Raw genomic sequence first — 18606 nt, forward strand, 5'->3', positions numbered from 1 at the left:
CACCGCCTTTTCAATCCACGCACTCCATGCGGAGTGCGACTATCTATAAACGTGAGTTAGTTTTTGAATACATGATTTCAATCCACGCACTCCATGCGGAGTGCGACCTTTTTCCAGTTTTTTGGTGCTCGATGGCAAGAATTTCAATCCACGCACTCCATGCGGAGTGCGACTCTATTGCAAGATTAGAGAACGCTATAAGTAAAGAAATTTCAATCCACGCACTCCATGCGGAGTGCGACTGCATGAACGGATAGTCAGGGACAAGGCGCTGATGCATTTCAATCCACGCACTCCATGCGGAGTGCGACATACAGCCCTCCGCTTAAAGGGGAAGAAGGGGTAATTTCAATCCACGCACTCCATGCGGAGTGCGACAAATAACAGCCATCTGCCTGTCCCCCTTTAGTCAAATTTCAATCCACGCACTCCATGCGGAGTGCGACGGTTATCGGGACCGGTACTTCACACCAGGAGCTAAATTTCAATCCACGCACTCCATGCGGAGTGCGACAAAAGGCGGGATTACGCAGCGGCGGATCGATGTGAATTTCAATCCACGCACTCCATGCGGAGTGCGACAAGGAGATAATAATCATGACAGTAAACTTTGAAGATTTCAATCCACGCACTCCATGCGGAGTGCGACATTTTTCCGGCCAACCTGCCAATATGCCTTTCGATTTCAATCCACGCACTCCATGCGGAGTGCGACATCCGTCACCAGCGAGAAGTGGGCGGCAAAATCGACATTTCAATCCACGCACTCCATGCGGAGTGCGACGGCGTAACGTGATCGTTCCGCTTAAACGGATGCTATTTCAATCCACGCACTCCATGCGGAGTGCGACATCGCGTATTGCTGGCCAACAAATGCCCCCGATATTTCAATCCACGCACTCCATGCGGAGTGCGACTCGCTGAGCACATCACCAGCTACAATAAGTCCAGCGATTTCAATCCACGCACTCCATGCGGAGTGCGACGTTGGTAGCACCGTCAGGCCATTTTGCTATCCGCATATTTCAATCCACGCACTCCATGCGGAGTGCGACTTGCATTCTTTTTTATAATCTGGGCTTCCTCTGCTATTTCAATCCACGCACTCCATGCGGAGTGCGACGACCCCCACGATTAAAAATGCGTCGCGGATCGAGATTTCAATCCACGCACTCCATGCGGAGTGCGACCGAGTCCGTTATTGACGAGGCGAACATCTGGCTATTTCAATCCACGCACTCCATGCGGAGTGCGACGTTGATAACATGCAGTTAACCTATGCCCAGAATATTTCAATCCACGCACTCCATGCGGAGTGCGACACGAAAAGCACCGGTTAGGGTTATAAATACAAGCCATTTCAATCCACGCACTCCATGCGGAGTGCGACGTTTTGCCTGGATTAAAGTCCTCCCAAGCTTTCTATTTCAATCCACGCACTCCATGCGGAGTGCGACTCTTTTCCGCAGCTGCCGCATAAGGTAAAAATCATTTCAATCCACGCACTCCATGCGGAGTGCGACTCGCATGGCACTGGGATAAGCAAGGGGAGAAAAAATTTCAATCCACGCACTCCATGCGGAGTGCGACATGAGACCAATCATTTTTAGAGGTAAAAGCATTATTTCAATCCACGCACTCCATGCGGAGTGCGACTTGACAATATTAAAATGATAATGTCCAGGTGAATATTTCAATCCACGCACTCCATGCGGAGTGCGACGGCTGCAAATTCCGGCCGCGCATCCACCGGCCAATTTCAATCCACGCACTCCATGCGGAGTGCGACGATCAGTGCTTGTATGCCAAGCAATCGCCGCAAGATTTCAATCCACGCACTCCATGCGGAGTGCGACAGCGAAAATAGCTCGAATCAATCCATTAATAAGATCGTTCTCCTATATTTTCGTTATAATCCATACTTATTACATATGAGATTGTACTTTTTTTACTTGTATCCCTCATACGATTCGGTTTATTCCGACAAATTCTGAGGTGCGAATGAACCGGAGAAATCATGGGAGCTTCACATTCGCACCAGATTTTTCTCTTATAGAATTAGAGGGCCTTCCATATCATACGAGCTTTTTGCACCCACATGTTCAACTTTGGTTTTGTATTTATCACCTAATTTATAGTAGCGTATGCTATCTGTGGTTTCGTCGATGATAGCTTCAAGTTCAAACCTGAGACGGCGGAATTCAGTAGCGTCCAGAATACATTCAAAGACAGAATTTTGCACTCTTTGACCGTAATTCAAACATTTCTTGGACACCTGGCTGAGCCGTCTTCTGCCTTCTCTGCTTGTTGTACTGACATCATACGTAATCAAGACCAGCATTGTAAATCACCTACTTCCATAGAAAAGGCGGGTACTCGTCCAAATCACCGCGTATATATCGTGCTAACAAGATTGCTTGGGAGTAAGGTACAAGCCCCCAGGAAATACTCTCGTTCAGATACGGATGAGTGATTTTCTCCTGTTTGCGTTCCTGCCACGCCTGCAGCACTTGCTTTCTTGCCGAGTCCTCCATGATGACTGCACCATTTTCTTTCTGGTAAAAGCCCTTGCCGGTTATCAGCCGCTTATTAATTAAAGAAATAACAAACCGGTCGGCAATAACACTCCTCAGCTCCTCCATCAGATCCAGCGCAAGCGAAGCCCGGCCGGGCCTGTCCCTGTGCAAAAATCCTACATAGGGGTCAAGTCCAACTGCTTCTAAAGCAGCTTGAGTATCATGGGATAACAGCGTGTAGACAAAGGACAGCAGGGCATTAACATTATCAAGAGGAGGCCGCTTATTACGTCCACGGAAGAAGAACTCTTCCTTCTGCTGTAAAATCAGTTCATCCAGTACCGAAAAATATTGAACTGCAGCAGACCCTTCCAATCCCCGCAGCTGCTCCAGATCTTCCGCCTTTTGGACTAGCTTCATGGTTTCGGTCAGAGATGCCGTGACCCGTTTGATCCGCTCTACATCCATCCGAAGGGCGTGATCTCGGGTGGCACGCTCTAGGACCCATTTGCTGTTGAACATTTTTCCCAGGATCATATTCCTTGAAATTAATGAACTTCTCAGCTCGTTATCTGAAATACGGTACTGCTCTTTCCTCAGAATCACATTCCCTTTGCTTTCCCCGACCACGCGGGCCAGAAAACGTCCTGTCCGGGTCATAAACGTGAGGGCGATATTTCGCTCTGCACAAGCCCCCATTAATGCAGGACTCGCCCCGGTATACCCAAACGTACATACCCCTTCCAAATTATGAAGCGGAAAGCGCCCCAGAATGCTGTCTTCATTTTTAATGACAATATTCTCTCCATCTAAATGAAGATACGAATCCGGAGTCGTGACGAACAGCGTATTCAGCAGCTTCTTCATTCCTTTAACCTGCCTTCAATGTAACTGGATACCGGTCTGCGCTGCATAAGCTCCGGGAGACAGACCAGATTTAAAGAACAGCTCTGACAGTGGCGCCCCGTTTTAACCTTTGGGGTATAGCGTCTATCAAAATGCTGGTGCATTTCGAGAATGATGCGTTCAACCTGCTCACGATCCGTTTGAGTCACGGGTAACTCTACCCGGTGTTTAATCTCGTTATAATACAGAAATCCGTGGGAAACGTGGCAAGCAAGCATTTCTTCCAGACATATCACCTGAGCAATGAGCTGAGAACGGTCGGAATCATCCCGCTTAGGTTTGCCCCGCTTATATTCAACCGGGACAGGAAGGTAAAGACCTTCCTCCCCGGCAAGCGGTATTCCAGCAGGATCGCGAATGAACTCTACAACATCACAGATTCCAGTGATTCCTAATCTTCGGGAGTGAACCGGTAAAGCCCGTACGACCAGCTTATCCCCTCTCTTCTCTCGAAGAATGGGGTTATCAGCAACCCGGTGAACATGGCTCCCCTCCAGGGTTCGTACATTTTCAGCCCACTGCTGCTCAATATGAATTAAAGCCCACTGCCTGCGGCAAAAGTTAAAATGCTGGATGCCGGACAGCATCAAATAGTCGTCTTCGTTATATTCCGTCAATGACTTCAACCTGCAAACCTTCTAATGGATACAGCTCGACTGCATAATCCTCAAAGGCTTTAGGTTCTTCGCTTCTTGCCTTAATCACAAGGGAGCGGTGTACTTTGGCAGAGGAATACTGCCCCAGCTTGGAGGCATGTTCCCACCAATACACTTTGTGCACTTCCATACTTCCATCGGGTCTGGCCGAAGAAGCATCATTTTCAAATAAGGTCACGAGTGCCTGCTTCAGCTTCTCAGCATCTTCATTACTGAATCCGGTCTTCTCTGCCAATTGGGTGTTGATGCTTCCATAGAAGACATACAGGCCGTAATCTACCCGGTGCTTCATGCCCATCGTGTCCGAGCCCCGGTCTTTGCCGGGTTCAGAATTGACGCTTTTCGTAATCTGCATGCTGGTAATATCAATAGGCTGAATGCTCGTCGCAGTGTGGATCGAAACAGGTCCTCTGACTCCAACGGATACACCTGCACCCTTGTCAGAGCTCTTGAAGGCGAATACCTGGCCAAAGCTGCGAACATCGACCCATGCTTCACAGGCCACACGCGCGAATTCATCACTTGAGCTTGTTTTGGATTTCAAAATCTTGTTCAACTCTGCATTTGCATCAGCACGCTCTCTTAAGCTTCCGTACTCATCATCCTTGCGGTCATTGGACTGGACGAAGACAGCTTCTCCCATGTCCTGAAGACGATTCCGAATTTTCCGTTTGATCGCCACATCTGAAATTTCCCCGTGTCCATCATAGTTTTGACGCGGACGATTCCCATTCAGAGGATCGCCATTGGGATTGGCATTTTTGACGGACAAGACAACAGCAAAATCAATTTTGTGATCCAGAGCAGACATTATTTTCACTCCTCAGCAGTCGTATTTTCATTGGAATCTTTCTTCTGATAAAGCTCATGTCTTTGGCTGTAAAAACCTAATAAATATTTTCCGGACAGCGGACGGTTATTAAAATCTTCCACTTTGAATTTAGAAGCTATTTCATCAATGATTTTAGATAAATACACAGCCTTGCTTCCCAGCCGTGCCTGGTAAGGCTGCAGGCTCTTTTGGATGGTCATCCAGGTTCTTTCCGGATGCATGGAGAAGGAATTCATATAACGAATAGCATTGCTGGAGCGTGTCTCTTCCCCTAAAGCCCTTCTTTCCAATACATCTGCGACCGCTAACAGCCGGCCAAATAAATAACTTCGGTCATTGGTTTCTGTATCGAGTGCCAACTTCAAGCCCTCCTCCCGATTAATCAGCGCGCAAGTGATACTTAACGTCTTTTCCCATTCCCATTTCTCTAAAGCTACCGGATTTGAAGCACGCTGGATGGCGCTTGTCACAATATCCCGCGGTATTGGCGTATCGTCTACAATGCAAGGAAGCATCCGTTCCATCAGACCTTTGACCAGCTTCTCATTTGCCCGGGGACCGTAGGCTGCGAATGCAATGTCTTTTGTAGCTGGCGCACCCCACAAGAAGACTGCTTCCTGGTTATTTCTTTGATAACGCTGCTGCCAGACACAGGTGGAATGCCACTTCTTGAGCTTGTCCAAATAAAGGTCCTTATCCATATTGCGGTAATAAAGGACACCCATACGCCCCGTTGTCGCCGAGTCCAGCACCATGATATTGACATCGGACTTCGAGGATAGATCGCTGCGGTATCCATCCAGGGCTTTGTCTACTTCAAGCGCAAAAGGCTGATTAGTGTTTGATTTGACTACTGTTCTGGCAGGTGATGCTGTATTGATTGCAAAGCTGTCCTCGGTCGGATCGGGAATATACAGCGCATCATTTCCCCAAACCAGAAATACCCGCTGATCAATCACTTTCCCCTGGCGGTTAATGAGCCATTTCAAGGCATTATGAGCCTTCTGGGAGACTTCATAGCTGATGCTGGCCGCTTCATTGCTTTGGGTAAAACGCCCGCGATACGTAAATCCGCTGGAATCGTTGGCCGATATGAGCTTGGCCTTGTCCGCCGAATTCCGGATCTTGTTCGCATGTTTATCCGTAGCAGGCAGCTGCTTTCCGGTGACGTAGCAAATATCTTCATTGCCGAGCAGCTCCTGATAGAAGCCGATAAAGGAGTCGTACATCTCCTGGTCTTTCCATACAGCAGTCAAGATTTCATCTGGTGAATATACATTAAAACGAACAAAGGCACTTTCCTGCCCTCCGGCAACTACAGCGAAGATAGCCGGTTTTTCCGAGGCTGAGGGACCATCCTTTTTATCCCATTTATCAAGCAGCCTGCCATTTGCATCCACGCAGAGGATCCGATGATCTACTAAATCCTGAATCAGCCGGCCTTGGCTCAGGTAGTTAAAGATGCTCTTCACTTTTGGGACTGCATACGGCGATCCCGCCCATTCTTCTAACTGCTTGATATAGGCTAAGAAGGATTCTTTATCTGCAGAGGAACCGGCATACTCAGAATAGTCACCTGCGACATACACCAATTTGTCGTGCAGCGGATAAGGCGAAATAACCTTTCCCGCCCGGCTGGCGGATTTCTCCGTGCATGGAATCAGCGTGCTTGCGTCACTTTTATCGACGACCTTCGCAGAGTGAAAGCGCCCATCCTGCGTAACGGCTACTTCAATATGGGCATTTTGTGTCGTATGGGAGACCGGCAGTAAAGTAAACTCCTGATCGTTATACTTCTTCTCAATTTCACCAACCCGGTCCAGATTGGATTCATAGGTCTTATACAGATTTAACAACCAGCTCATGCATTCTCACCCTCTTCCAATTGAGCCAAACATTCATCGGCTGATTCCACATTGGTATGATCAAAATGTTTAGGTTTCATATCAGTGATCCTGCGGACTTGACTGCACTCTTCAGGCCGGATGAAATCAATAACGCCGTTGCGCATAACCGGACTCCATAAACGGACTTCCATCTGATCCCTGCCTGTCTCGTCGGGATAATTAATGCCGTGCACCATATTTCCTAAATAAATGTCGCCGTATTTGTCATAGAATCCTTCGCCTGATCCAAATTCACAAGGTTCTACATACGCCTGGCATTCTCTTGTTCCCAGAAAAATATCCCGGCGCCCGCCGGCCCGAAGACACCGCAGCATGATATTGTGATGCTTGTGTTCATTACGGTCATGGGCGAGGTCAGGCCGGTGCATATTAAATTCAAAATGCGCCCTGACCTGGTAGCTCACATCCTTGAGATACGTATAGTTGGCAAGCGTATTCCCGCCTCCATATTCAATAGGGCGCACTCCCTTGGACTCCATCCGTATCGGATTCATCACCCGGATCGAATCTACTACCATCAGCAGCGTCGGTTTCCAATAAATGCTCTCTACAATTCCTTTAACAGCCTGGTATGTGGGAACTTGATAGGTCAGCTTCTCGCCGCCAAGCTTGGTAAGCGGATCAGTAAACAGGGCATAGGCGCCTTGAACTTGAAACTCGATTGAATTTCGCATTTTCTCACCTCCTTCCCCGTGCAGAAGAAATTCAATCTAACAGATACTCAGATCAAATCCGCTGTCATTCTCAAGATCCAGTCCGAACTCTTTGCTGTATGCGCCTTCTTTAAGCACCAGAACCCTGCCATCCAGACAGCTTTCCAGGCCCCCATTGGCATCTAATTGACTTAATTCGTGGTTAAATAATGGAATGCTGTATTGCTGGGACCCCTTTAACAGCATGGAGAGTTCACGGATCCCTTTCTCACCGTTCAACTCCGCAATGAGTTCTCTCCCCTTCGCACCGTAAGGAACAAGGACGGTCGTCGTTTGGCTGTCGATCACCTGAAAATGTTCAGCCGCTGTTTTGTAGCTGTTTGTCAAAAATAAGGGAATCGGCGACTGATGCTTACTGTAATAGGCTTGAAAATAGGAATCTTCATCGGCTTTGCTGCCTGACAGAAGCTCGATCAAGTTCTTATGCAGCTTGGGAACGAAGTAGTCAAGATCGCTATTAAAGGCTGTATAGAACTCTTTAAAATATCGTTCCATCGCCTGAACCGATAACAGATGGCCTCCATGACTGGCGGTCTCCCGTTTAAGATCCAGCAAAATTTTCTTGGCGATTTCCTTGCCCCGCTTAATCTCCTTGAGATGCTTCAGATTCTCTTCCGCATGGTCAATAACGTAAACCTGTCTAAGCTCCTGCTCCCCGTGCCGGTTGCATCGGCCTGCCGCTTGGGCAATGGAATCCAGTCCAGCCAGAGAACGAATCACACATTCAAAGCTTACATCGACTCCCGCCTCGATTAACTGGGTGCTGATGCACAGGATTTTGTTCCCCTGGATCAAGTGATCGCGAATTTCATCCAGCAGATCCTTACGGTGGGCAGGGCACATGGACGTGCTTAAATGATAGACAGGAATGTCTGATCCGGCTTCTTTTACCATTTGGTACAGCTGTTTAACAACCGTCTTCGTATTCAGTATGACAAGCACACTGTTAACTTCCTCAAACCGGTCAAGGATGAAATCACACAGCTGCCTGTTATTGAAGGTTTGATCAGCAGCCTGATCCACAATTTCCACCCGTTTGAAAGCATCTACGACGTTAGGGAGATCCTCAATGATCTCGGCTTTCGATGGCAGATGAAGCTTATGCTCGACATAGTCCAAAGCAGGCTGGGTAGCCGTACAGAGCAGCAGGCTGGAATTCCCGTAGACAGACAGAAAATTCAGAGCTTCATTAAACAGCGAAACACAGGAAACTGGTACCTTTTGAACCTCGTCAAAGATAAGAACGGACTCGCACAAGTTATGCAGACGCCTGATATTGCGGCTCCCCTTGGCATAGAAGACATTCAGAAACTGGACCATGGTTGTAAAAATCACCGGAGAGTCCCAATTGTCCTTGGCGAGCCGCAGCTTCTGCCGGACGTTAATGAGGCCATCCTCTTGTTCATCGTTCATATCATGATCTTCAACGACATTGGAGTGATGCTCCAGCAGGCGGGCATCATCTTGAATGATTCTGCGGACTTCAGCCGCATTCTGCTCAATAATCGTGGTGTAAGGGACGACGTAAATGATGCGCTTCTTGCCATAGGTGACTGCATGCTTTAAGGCGTAGCGCAGACTGGCCAGCGTTTTCCCGCCCCCGGTTGGGATGGAGAGGGTATAAATCCCGGAAGGCTGTTCGGCAAAACGATCGCACTGCGCGGACATTTCCTGTCTTAAACGGTTGATTGGCGTGTCATGGCCGTCCTTTTGCAAAGCGTTCACTTTATCCATTAAGCGGTCATAGTATACAGAAAAGAGCTTGGCCTGCTGAAGCGGTGCTTCATCCGCAGTGTTCTCTTCAAACTGGCGCGTGTTTGTCCGGTCGGCATCAATCAAGGCACTGAAAATGAATTTGGACAGGAACATGAGTTTCTTTTCCGATGATGAACCCGGATCTTTCGCCATATACGCCTCCAGCTCAGCGGCTGCCCGCTGGACATAGGCATCGAGCTCCTGCCTGGTTATGACTTGTTCAAAGAAACATTTCTCCGCATGTTCAAACTCTTCCAACTCAGTGTCCCTTACGCGTCTTAAATAGCTTGATTGAAGCTCCGGATTCAGAAAATCCTGGAGGTAGGCGTGATGCGAGATGATCGCATTGCCTACAATTTCGGCGAGCAGCCCCTTATAACGCTCTATCTTGCCTTGGTGGTACAAGTTATACAGCAGCTTCCCGCCAGCCGTGGAATGGTCTACACTCCCTCTTCTTGGGGGAGCGTCGGGATTAGCCACCGCTTCAAGCAGATAATTCCTAAACGCTTCCGTGTACTTCCCCATGTCGTGCAGCATTCCGGCCAAGCCAGCAATATGAGACACACCCAGTTTGGCTCCAAAGGATTCCGCCAAGGCCCTTACTCCGAGCAGATGCTCCTCAACGGTCTGCTGCTGCTGATCGGAAGCCCGGATATGCGCGATATACCCCATCCTTTCTCCTCCTCATGACCCGAAGTTAGATAGAAACCGACTTTTTTTTCCTATTTTCTTCCCTATTTTCTTTCCTATTTTCTTTCCTGTTTCCCTCACTATTGGAAGCCCTTTCAATTAAACATACTGACCCCTTCTAGTTCTAACAACATAGTGATAGGGTTAAAAGACCTATAAGTTAAAATTCTCCAATTCTCCGCTTGATTCCTCCTTAATTTTACAATTTTCACTATTTAGAAAAACTTTGTCGCCGCACAAAAGAACACAATAGAATACAAAAGGAACGGTTAACGTAAAAAAAGAGCCCGAGCAGCCCCACGGCCTGCTCAGACTCTTAGATCCCGTTCCTTATTTCATTCGAGCCCATCAATCACTCAAGGCAAAATCCGGACGGACGCCTTATCCAGCACTTCAACGCCGTCCCCGCTGTATTTCCCAAGCTCGTCCATCAGCGCAAACAATGCGCCGTCTTTGAGCTTCGCCTCCAGCATGACATCCACCGCATCCGTCCCCGGAGCAATACGCCGGAGGAAATCAAGCAGCGGCCCCGCCTCCACCCCGTCCGCATGGCTGCGGCGGTCGGTTTCGCTCTTGGGGCTCGAGGCGTGGATCTTCGGCGGCAGCGGCCGGTCAGCCGGAGAATCAGCCTGGGCATAGTCTGAGTCCCAGGTCCGCAGTACCCGCGGCCACAGCTCGGCCGGAGCTTCTCCCTGGTTATTCACCCACTGGTGGTGAATGTCCAGCACCATCGGCAGGCCCAGCCGCTCGCACATCTCAAGCGTCTCGACCGCGTCGAACGTCTTGTCATCGTTCTCAAGCGTCAAGCGGCGCTTGAACACCTCCGGCAGATTTCGCACGGCCTCTGCGAAACGTTCGCCCGCCGCCAGCTTGTCCCCGTAGGCTCCGCCAATATGGATGTTGTTCTTCGCCCGGCAGTCCAGCCCCATCGCTTCCAGCATCGACACATGGTACTGCAGGTCGCGCACCGAGCTCTCCAGCACCTCCGGACGGGGCGTGCTCAGCACGGTAAAGTGGTCCGGATGGAAGGACAGGCGCATCTTGTGCTCCTTCGCATAGTCGCCGACCTCCCGGAAGGAATCCGTAAGCGCAGCAAACGGATTCCAGTCCGCCAGATCCTGGTGGGTCGCCAAGGGAATGAGCTTGGAGGTCAGCCGGTAAACCTGAATATCGTTGTACATGCAGTGCTTAAGCAGCCTCAGCGTGTTGTGCAGGTTCCCGGCCGCGATCTGCTCCAGCTTGCGGAGCCCTGCTTCCCGGTCGGCAAGCTTCGCAAAGCTCTTCATGGTCATGGTCTTGGAAGGCGAAACGCCCTTCATGACTTCCGCCGTTGACATCGCTACAAATCCGAAACGGACAATCATAAGCCGCACCCGCTATACATCAGGCATGCGCCTCGCCAAAGAACATTTCATAAGCAAGTGCAGTCTGAACCCGCGATTCCTCTTCGGTCAGCTCGCGGATGAGCTGAAGCTCCACTTCCGTGACCTCGTGGCCCTGGAAGTTAATCTCCGCAATGCAGCCGGTGATCTTCACGATCGCTGCGGCGCGGTTGTCCGGCGTATAAGCGATGACCTTCTGTCCGGTCGGGAAGACCCGCAGACCCGATTTTGTCATTTTGCAGCGGCCGTATTCCAACAGATCATAAAATTCCTGCTCATTCTTGAATTTACATACGGAATTGAATTCAGTCTGGAACCCCATGGACGACTCCCTCTCTAGCCTGTGAATGTGAGCTTATTGTACGCCGTTCTCAAAATCCAGATTCTGACGCGCCTCAAACCGCTGAACCGCAAGCTCGATCAGACGATCCAGCAGCGCGGTGTAAGACATGCCGGTCTCGCGCCACAGTAACGGATACATGCTGAACGGCGTAAAGCCAGGCATCGTATTTACTTCATTAATAAGAAGCTCCCCGGTGTCTCTGCGGAGGAAGAAATCCGCACGGCACAAACCGCTTCCCTCTATAGACTTAAACGCTTTGACCCCAAGCTCACGCACCCGCTCCGCAACTTCTGTATCGAGCTGGGCCGGAATAATCATCTGCGACTTGCCGTCGAGATACTTGGCCGAGTAATCATAATATTCACTGGAAGACACAATTTCACCCGGCACGGAAGGCAAAGGCTCATCATTTCCTAATATCCCCACTTCAATTTCGCGCGCATCCACAAATTCCTCTACAACCACCTTCAGGTCATAACGGAGCGCATGCTCAACCGCCCGGATCAGCTCTTCACGGCTGGATGCCTTGGAAATGCCGACGCTCGAGCCCAGATTGGCCGGCTTAACAAAGCAAGGATATCCCAGCTCGCTCTCCACATGCTGAATGTGGTCATGGCTGTTGTTCGCCCATGAAGCTGCCGTGAAATAGCAGAATTTGCACTGCGCAAGACCGGCATCCGCAAACAGCTTCTTCATGACGGCTTTATCCATGCCTGCTGCGGAAGCCAGAACACCCGCGCCGACATAAGGCAGGTTCGCCATTTCAAACAGTCCTTGAATCGTGCCGTCCTCCCCATTTGTACCGTGAAGCAGCGGAAAAATAACGTCCAGCTCTCTGCCGCCGCCGCCCAAGCCTTTAAACAGCAGCTCAACAGCCGCAGAGGTATCCCCTGCTTCCTGCTCAAGCTTTAAGCGTTCAACTGAAGCAAGCGGAGCCGAAAGGCGTCCGCCCACTCTCCATTCACCCTTTTTCGTAATGAAAAAAGGAATGATCTCGTATTTCTCGTAATCAAAAGCGTTCATGACAGCCAAAGCTGTTTGCAGCGATACCTCGTGTTCGCCCGATTTACCGCCATATACAAGTCCGACGGTCATTTTGTCCTGTCCCATGATTTACCTCTCTTCATCTATTGTCTGTCTGTCTCGCTAGTATAGAATCAGAACCGGTCCGCAATGTGAAAAAAACGGTATCTCGTGCTCTCCGTCCAGGCGTACGAATCCTTGTAATCCCAGTATCTGTGGCGGCTGCTTACTGTATGCGCGTTGACGAGCGGCATTCCGCCGGCGTCAAAGGCCGTCACAATCGTACTGTGCTGGTAAGCGCCGTCGCCGTCCCAGTCGTAAATGATCACATCGCCCAGCTCAAGCTGCTCCGCACGATCCACAAGTTCGGCCCGCAGACTGGAACGGCTCGAACTAAGGTAACGTTCAAGACTGCCGGCCACCGACCAGCTGTAGCTCCAGCCCTCCTGGCCGCCGATGTAACCTTTGTACCACCAGCCCGATTCTCTTTTCCCAGTATAGTTTATTGGCGCTCCGCCTGCAAAGAGACATTGGGAAATGAAATTCGTGCAGTCCACCTCAAAACCGGTGAACTCCGGATTATAAGCATCCCACCATTCATCTGCATATCTGGCGGCATCTTCCCTGCGGTATACAGGCCCTCTCGGAATCCCGCCGGCGCCGAGCACCTCCCGGTTCAAATAGGGCCCTCGTCTGTCCAGCCTGTGAGGCGTATCCCCAGGCAGGCCGCTGCCGGGATAAGCCCCTGCAAGCACCGGATTACGCTCCGGAACCAGCTGGGTCACAGTCTCGATCAGCCAGTCAGAACCGCTGCGGACGAGATGCAGACGCTGATGGTCGAGCCGGTCCTCCCGGTGCTTGACCCCGGATTTCTCATAATAGATCTTCCGCCGCAGCTGCAGCTCGACCTCCACTTCACCCGGCGTTTCCACAGGGTCGCCCACCAGCTTGGCTTTCGTTTCACTGCGGAGCGGGGATGCGCCGCGCTCCTGGTACCATTTTTCCATCCGTAATTTACGCTCTCCCCGGCGCAGCAGGTAATCGAGATCCGTCACCACCGTCTGCCCGCCGCGCGGCCGGTAGTCCACCTCGTCCTGATTCTGCTGTAAAATATAGGTTGAGAGCACATTTTTCCACTCATCTGCCATCCTTATTCCCCTCCTGTTCCCGCATCGCTTCCTGTACCGCTTAATGCCTCTCTTCCTGCTTCTCTTTCCTGCATCATTCCAATAGATATGCAGGAAAAATAGGCAATATGAGCATTAAAAAGTGCTTTACGAGCCTTAACCAAGGAAGTATACTTAAGGCATAAGATAAATTTTGAAATGTGGTTTCACAGAATGAAACTCGGGAGGAACGAATTATTATGCCGCTTAACAATCAGTTCTCCGCCCTCCGCAGTCTTGAAGTCGGAGGCAAAACCTACCGTTACTATGATTTGAAAAACCTGGAGGCGCAAGGTTTAGGCAGCGTTTCCAAACTTCCTTTTTCCATTAAAGTGCTGCTTGAAGCAGCGATCCGCCAGTACGACGGACGGGCGATCACAGACGAACACGTCAAGCAAATCGCCGGCTGGGCAGAAGGCCGCGATGACAAGGAAATTCCTTTTATTCCTGCGCGTATCGTCCTTCAGGACTTTACAGGCGTGCCTGTCGTTGTTGACCTTGCGGCCATGCGCGATACGGTGAAGAAGGCCGGCGGCGATCCGAAGCAGATCAACCCGCTCGTTCCTGTCGATCTCGTTATTGACCACTCCGTTATGGTCGATGCTTTCGGCACGCCGGAAGCGCTTGAATACAACATGAAGGTTGAATTTGAACGGAACGAAGAACGCTACCGGTTCCTGCGCTGGGCGCAGACAGCGTTTAACAACTTCCGGGCTGTGCCGCCTGCTACAGGTATCGTTCACCAGGTGAACCTGGAATATCTGGCATCCGTTGCAGCTACCAAAACCATAGACGGCGAAACCGTCGTATTCCCGGATTCCCTCGTCGGCACCGACTCCCACACCACCATGATCAACGGCCTTGGCGTTGTAGGCTGGGGTGTAGGCGGAATCGAAGCGGAGGCCGGCATGCTCGGGCAGCCGCTCTATTTTGTAACCCCTGAAGTCATCGGCTTCAAGCTGACCGGCAGCCTGGCAGAAGGCGCTACGGCTACCGACCTTGCGCTCACTGTTACACAGATGCTTCGCAAGAAGGGCGTTGTCGGCAAATTCGTCGAGTTCTATGGCCCGGGTCTGGCCAACATCAGCCTGGCTGACCGCGCAACCGTCGCCAACATGGCACCGGAATACGGCGCTACAATCGGCTACTTCCCGGTAGATAACGAAACGCTGAACTATCTGCGCAGCACCGGCCGCACCGATGAGCAGGTAGCGCTTGTTGAGGCTTACTACAAAGCCCAGGGCATGTTCCGCACGAGCGACACCGAGGATCCGCAGTTTACCGATCTGATCGAGCTTGACCTTGCATCCGTAGTGCCAAGCTTGGCCGGACCGAAGCGTCCGCAGGACCGCATCGAGCTCAGCAATATGAAGGAGAACTTCAACAGCATCATCCGCACGCCTGTCGATAAAGGCGGATACGGCCTCAGCGATGAGAAGATCGCCGAGAAGGTTGCGGTCAAGCATCCGGACGGCCGGGAAACAGTTCTCGGTACCGGCGCTGTCGTTATCGCGGCGATCACGAGCTGTACGAACACTTCGAACCCAAGCGTTATGCTGGGCGCAGGCCTGCTGGCCAAGAAAGCTGTTGAGCGCGGCCTGACCAAACCGGCCTACGTGAAGAGCAGCTTGACACCAGGCTCCCTTGTCGTTACGCAGTACCTGGAGAAAGCCGGCCTGATCGCGCCGCTGGAGCAGCTTGGCTTCCACGTTGCCGGTTATGGCTGTGCAACTTGTATCGGCAACTCCGGCCCGCTGCCTGACGAAGTCAGCGCGGCTATCGCCGACAACGACCTGACGGTCGCTGCTGTTCTGTCCGGCAACCGGAACTTCGAAGGCCGCGTCCATGCCCAGGTCAAAGCGAACTATCTGGCTTCTCCGCCGCTTGTAGTAGCTTATGCTCTGGCAGGAACGGTTAACATCGACCTGCAGAACGATCCGCTCGGCTACGACCAGGCAGGCGAACCGGTCTATCTGAAGGACATCTGGCCTTCTTCCGAGGAGATCAAACGAGCAGTCAGCCTGTCCGTCAGCCCGGAAATGTTCCGCAGCAAATACGAAAATGTCTTTACACAGAACGAACGCTGGAACTCCATCCCTGTGCCGGAAGGCGAGCTGTACGAATGGGATGAGAAATCCACTTATATCGCCAACCCGCCGTTCTTCGAACACATTGCGGACGGCCTGAAGGATATCGGTGAAATCCGCAAAGCCCGTGTTCTGGCCCTGCTCGGCGATTCCGTTACAACCGACCATATCTCGCCTGCAGGCAATATTTCGCCAAGCAGCCCGGCCGGCCTCTATCTGACCGAGCATGGCGTAGACCGCAAGGACTTCAACTCCTACGGGTCCCGCCGCGGCAACCACGATGTTATGATGCGCGGTACATTCGCCAACATCCGGATCCGGAACCAGGTGGCTCCAGGCACAGAAGGCGGCGTGACGAAATATCTGCCGACTGATGAAGTCATGTCCATCTATGACGCTTCGATGAAATATCAGAACGAAGGCAACAACCTCGTTGTCATCGCCGGCAAGGAATACGGCACAGGCAGCTCCCGTGACTGGGCGGCCAAAGGCACTTACCTGCTTGGCGTGAAAGCCGTCATCGCCGAAAGCTTTGAACGGATTCACCGCAGCAACCTGGTCGGCATGGGCGTGCTTCCGCTTCAGTTCCAGGAAGGCTCCAGCTGGCAAGCCCTTGGCATCGACGGCACAGAAACGTTCGATATTCTCGGCCTCAGTAATGACGTGAAGCCGGGCGAAACCCTGACTGTTGTTGCTACACGGACAGATGGCACTCAATTCGAGTTCCCTGCCATTGCCCGCCTCGACAGCATGGTGGATGTCGACTACTACCATAACGGCGGCATCCTGCAAACCGTCCTGCGTCAAATGATTCAGGTTGGTGTGAACTAATTGTCTATTATAAAAGTACACATGTAAGTAATGTACAAATGTAAGTAATGTACAAATGAAAGTTCATTTACAGAGACCTCTGACAGCTGCCGCATGGCTGTCGGGGGTCTCTTGTTGCTTTTTATGCCGTTCTTCGCCACTCCCGTCTTCCGCCCCGTCCTTAATCGCGTCTGCCCGGGGCCTCTCCCCTATTTTATCTGTCCCTTTACATCTCCTGTTTTAACTGTTATATTTGTAGTATAACAGCTATACGAAAGGACGGTGATCCTCGTCATGATTATTCAGCTTGATATGCAGTCCGACGTTCCGATTTACACCCAGCTCATGAACCAGATTGTTGAAGGCATTGCCGGCGGCAGCCTGAAGCCCGGCGAAGCCCTCCCCTCTGTGCGGAGCCTCGCCTCGGATATCGGTGTGAATCTGCACACGGTTAACAAAGCCTATACCCTGCTCAAGCAGGAGGGATATATTCAGATTCACAGGCAGAAAGGTGTCGTCGTTCAGCCTGACGGCCTGCCCGGCCTGACGCCGGAATTTCTGGCCAAACAGCAGGAGCAGCTGCGCCCGGTTATCGCCGAATCGATTTTGCGAGGAATGAATTTAAGCGACTTGCTGGAGCAAGTGAAGAAGCTTTATGAACAAATTTCCCCCTCGTCCGGAAAGGAGTCCATGCCATGACATTCGCTAATCTTCTGCTTGTCTGCCTGATCTTTGTACCGATTATGGTCATGCAGGTTGCCCTGCCCTATTTGACCCGGAAGACCGTCAGCTTCGGCATCACCATCAGTGAAGAGGTCTGGAGGAGCCCGCAAGTGGCCCGCATGCGGAAAAGTTATGCGCAGCTCAGCCTTCTGCTGTGCCTGATCTTCGGTGCCGCCTTCATTGCCGCCGCCCTGCAGGGGGATGATGATCTCTTCGCGGCAGGCATCGTTGGATTGACCTTCGCTATTCTGATCGGCACCTTCCTGCTGCATCTCTATTTTTACGGCAAAATGAAAGCACTCAAGGCTTCGCTCCCTGCCCAGCCTAAACCGGATAAATCCGCTATGTCCATCGATACCTCTTTCCGGAAGCAAAAGCTCGTCATGTCCGCAAAATGGTACCTGATTCACCTGGTGCTCATTATCGCCTGCGCGGTGTTCGCCTTGGCACACTATGATAATCTGCCGGACCGGATTCCGATGCATTACGATCTTCAGGGACATGTCGACCGGATGGGAACCAAGTCGATCCGCCTGCTGCTGCTGCCAAACCTGCTTCAGCTGTTCATTACAGGCCTGCTCCTGTTCATCAACAGCATCATTTATAAATCCAAGCAGCAGCTGAACCCGGCCAATCCGGAGGCCTCCTCCCGGAACAATGCGGCTTTCCGCCGGCGCTGGTCGCTGTTCAACTTCTTTATGAGCCTGATGCTCGTCCTGCTCTTCTTCTTTATGCAGCTCACCATGATCTACAGCATCAACCCGAAATGGGTCGGGCCTATAGCTCTGCTTGTGCCGATCCTGATCGTGGCCGGTTCCATCTGGCTGTCCTTCTCCACCGGACAAAGCGGCAACCGGATCTCCAGGGAAACCCCGCAGGACGGCAATCCGTCAGCAGCGCCGCTGGATGACGACCGCTTCTGGAAGCTTGGCGGCAGCACGTACTACAACCCGAACGACCCTTCTGTGTTTATTGAAAAAAGAGTCGGCATCGGCTGGACCGTCAACTTCGCCCGCCCGATGGCCTGGGTGTTTGTGCTTGCTCCGCTTGCCATTATTGCGCTGCTGATTATTTTTACTTCCTGAAGCAGACGAAAA

14 protein-coding genes and 1 CRISPR repeat array are annotated in these 18606 nt (G+C 51.4%); of the genes, 3 read left to right on the forward strand and 11 right to left on the reverse strand.

Features of this window, described 5'->3' with window-relative positions:
- The first annotated feature begins 7 nt into the window (after positions 1–7).
- Positions 8–1856: a CRISPR direct-repeat array (repeat unit 33 nt; unit sequence ATTTCAATCCACGCACTCCATGCGGAGTGCGAC).
- 194 nt (positions 1857–2050) lie between these two features.
- The 11 genes from cas2 to FCN15_RS10295 all read right to left on the reverse strand — a co-directional run bounded on the left by cas2 (position 2051) and on the right by FCN15_RS10295 (position 13871).
- Positions 2051–2341, reverse strand: a complete 291-nt coding sequence (gene cas2, locus FCN15_RS10245; protein ID WP_138494918.1) for a CRISPR-associated endonuclease Cas2 — start codon at positions 2339–2341, stop codon at positions 2051–2053.
- Positions 2342–2351: 10 nt separating this feature from the next.
- Positions 2352–3383, reverse strand: coding sequence for a type I-C CRISPR-associated endonuclease Cas1c (cas1c, locus tag FCN15_RS10250; protein ID WP_138494919.1), 1032 nt, complete (start codon positions 3381–3383; stop codon positions 2352–2354).
- A complete protein-coding gene (cas4, locus tag FCN15_RS10255) occupies positions 3380–4039 on the reverse strand; it encodes a CRISPR-associated protein Cas4 (RefSeq protein WP_138495051.1) in 660 nt (219 codons plus the stop codon). The genes cas1c and cas4 overlap by 4 nt, the downstream gene beginning before the upstream one ends.
- Positions 4026–4889, reverse strand: a complete 864-nt coding sequence (gene cas7c / locus FCN15_RS10260; RefSeq protein WP_138494920.1) for a type I-C CRISPR-associated protein Cas7/Csd2 — start codon at positions 4887–4889, stop codon at positions 4026–4028. The genes cas4 and cas7c overlap by 14 nt, the downstream gene beginning before the upstream one ends.
- Before the next feature lie 5 nt (positions 4890–4894).
- On the reverse strand, positions 4895–6775 hold the full coding sequence (cas8c, locus tag FCN15_RS10265; protein WP_138494921.1) for a type I-C CRISPR-associated protein Cas8c/Csd1: 1881 nt from the start codon (positions 6773–6775) through the stop codon (positions 4895–4897).
- A complete protein-coding gene (gene cas5c, locus FCN15_RS10270) occupies positions 6772–7491 on the reverse strand; it encodes a type I-C CRISPR-associated protein Cas5c (protein WP_138494922.1) in 720 nt (239 codons plus the stop codon). The genes cas8c and cas5c overlap by 4 nt, the downstream gene beginning before the upstream one ends.
- Before the next feature lie 36 nt (positions 7492–7527).
- On the reverse strand, positions 7528–9957 hold the full coding sequence (cas3, locus tag FCN15_RS10275; RefSeq protein WP_138494923.1) for a CRISPR-associated helicase Cas3': 2430 nt from the start codon (positions 9955–9957) through the stop codon (positions 7528–7530).
- Between the two features lie 374 nt (positions 9958–10331).
- The gene (uvsE, locus tag FCN15_RS10280; RefSeq protein ID WP_138494924.1) at positions 10332–11339 is read right to left on the reverse strand and encodes a UV DNA damage repair endonuclease UvsE; all 1008 of its coding nucleotides are present in this window, start codon (positions 11337–11339) and stop codon (positions 10332–10334) included.
- Between the two features lie 19 nt (positions 11340–11358).
- Positions 11359–11679 carry a hypothetical protein gene (locus FCN15_RS10285; RefSeq protein ID WP_138494925.1) on the reverse strand — a complete coding sequence of 107 codons (321 nt, stop codon included), beginning with the start codon at positions 11677–11679 and terminating at the stop codon, positions 11359–11361.
- Between the two features lie 33 nt (positions 11680–11712).
- Positions 11713–12810, reverse strand: coding sequence for a D-alanine--D-alanine ligase (locus tag FCN15_RS10290; protein WP_138494926.1), 1098 nt, complete (start codon positions 12808–12810; stop codon positions 11713–11715).
- A gap of 47 nt (positions 12811–12857) precedes the next feature.
- Entirely contained in the window at positions 12858–13871 is a 1014-nt protein-coding gene (locus tag FCN15_RS10295; protein ID WP_138494927.1) for an amidase domain-containing protein, read from the reverse strand.
- A 218-nt stretch (positions 13872–14089) separates the two neighbouring features.
- On the opposite strand from FCN15_RS10295, the gene acnA reads away from it, so the two are divergent.
- The 3 genes from acnA (at position 14090) to FCN15_RS10310 (ending at position 18594) form a co-directional block, all read left to right on the forward strand.
- Positions 14090–16807 (forward strand): aconitate hydratase AcnA, encoded by a 2718-nt coding sequence (acnA, locus tag FCN15_RS10300; protein ID WP_138494928.1) that lies wholly within the window; start codon positions 14090–14092, stop codon positions 16805–16807.
- Between the two features lie 273 nt (positions 16808–17080).
- Positions 17081–17485: a GntR family transcriptional regulator gene (locus FCN15_RS10305; protein ID WP_138494929.1), complete on the forward strand. Its 405-nt coding sequence runs from the start codon at positions 17081–17083 to the stop codon at positions 17483–17485.
- On the forward strand, positions 17482–18594 hold the full coding sequence (locus FCN15_RS10310) for a DUF1648 domain-containing protein (protein WP_138494930.1): 1113 nt from the start codon (positions 17482–17484) through the stop codon (positions 18592–18594). The genes FCN15_RS10305 and FCN15_RS10310 overlap by 4 nt, the downstream gene beginning before the upstream one ends.
- The last annotated feature ends 12 nt before the right edge of the window (positions 18595–18606 follow it).

The organism is Paenibacillus pinistramenti (assembly GCF_005869875.1).
Classification (GTDB): Bacteria; Bacillota; Bacilli; order Paenibacillales; family Paenibacillaceae; genus Fontibacillus; species Fontibacillus pinistramenti.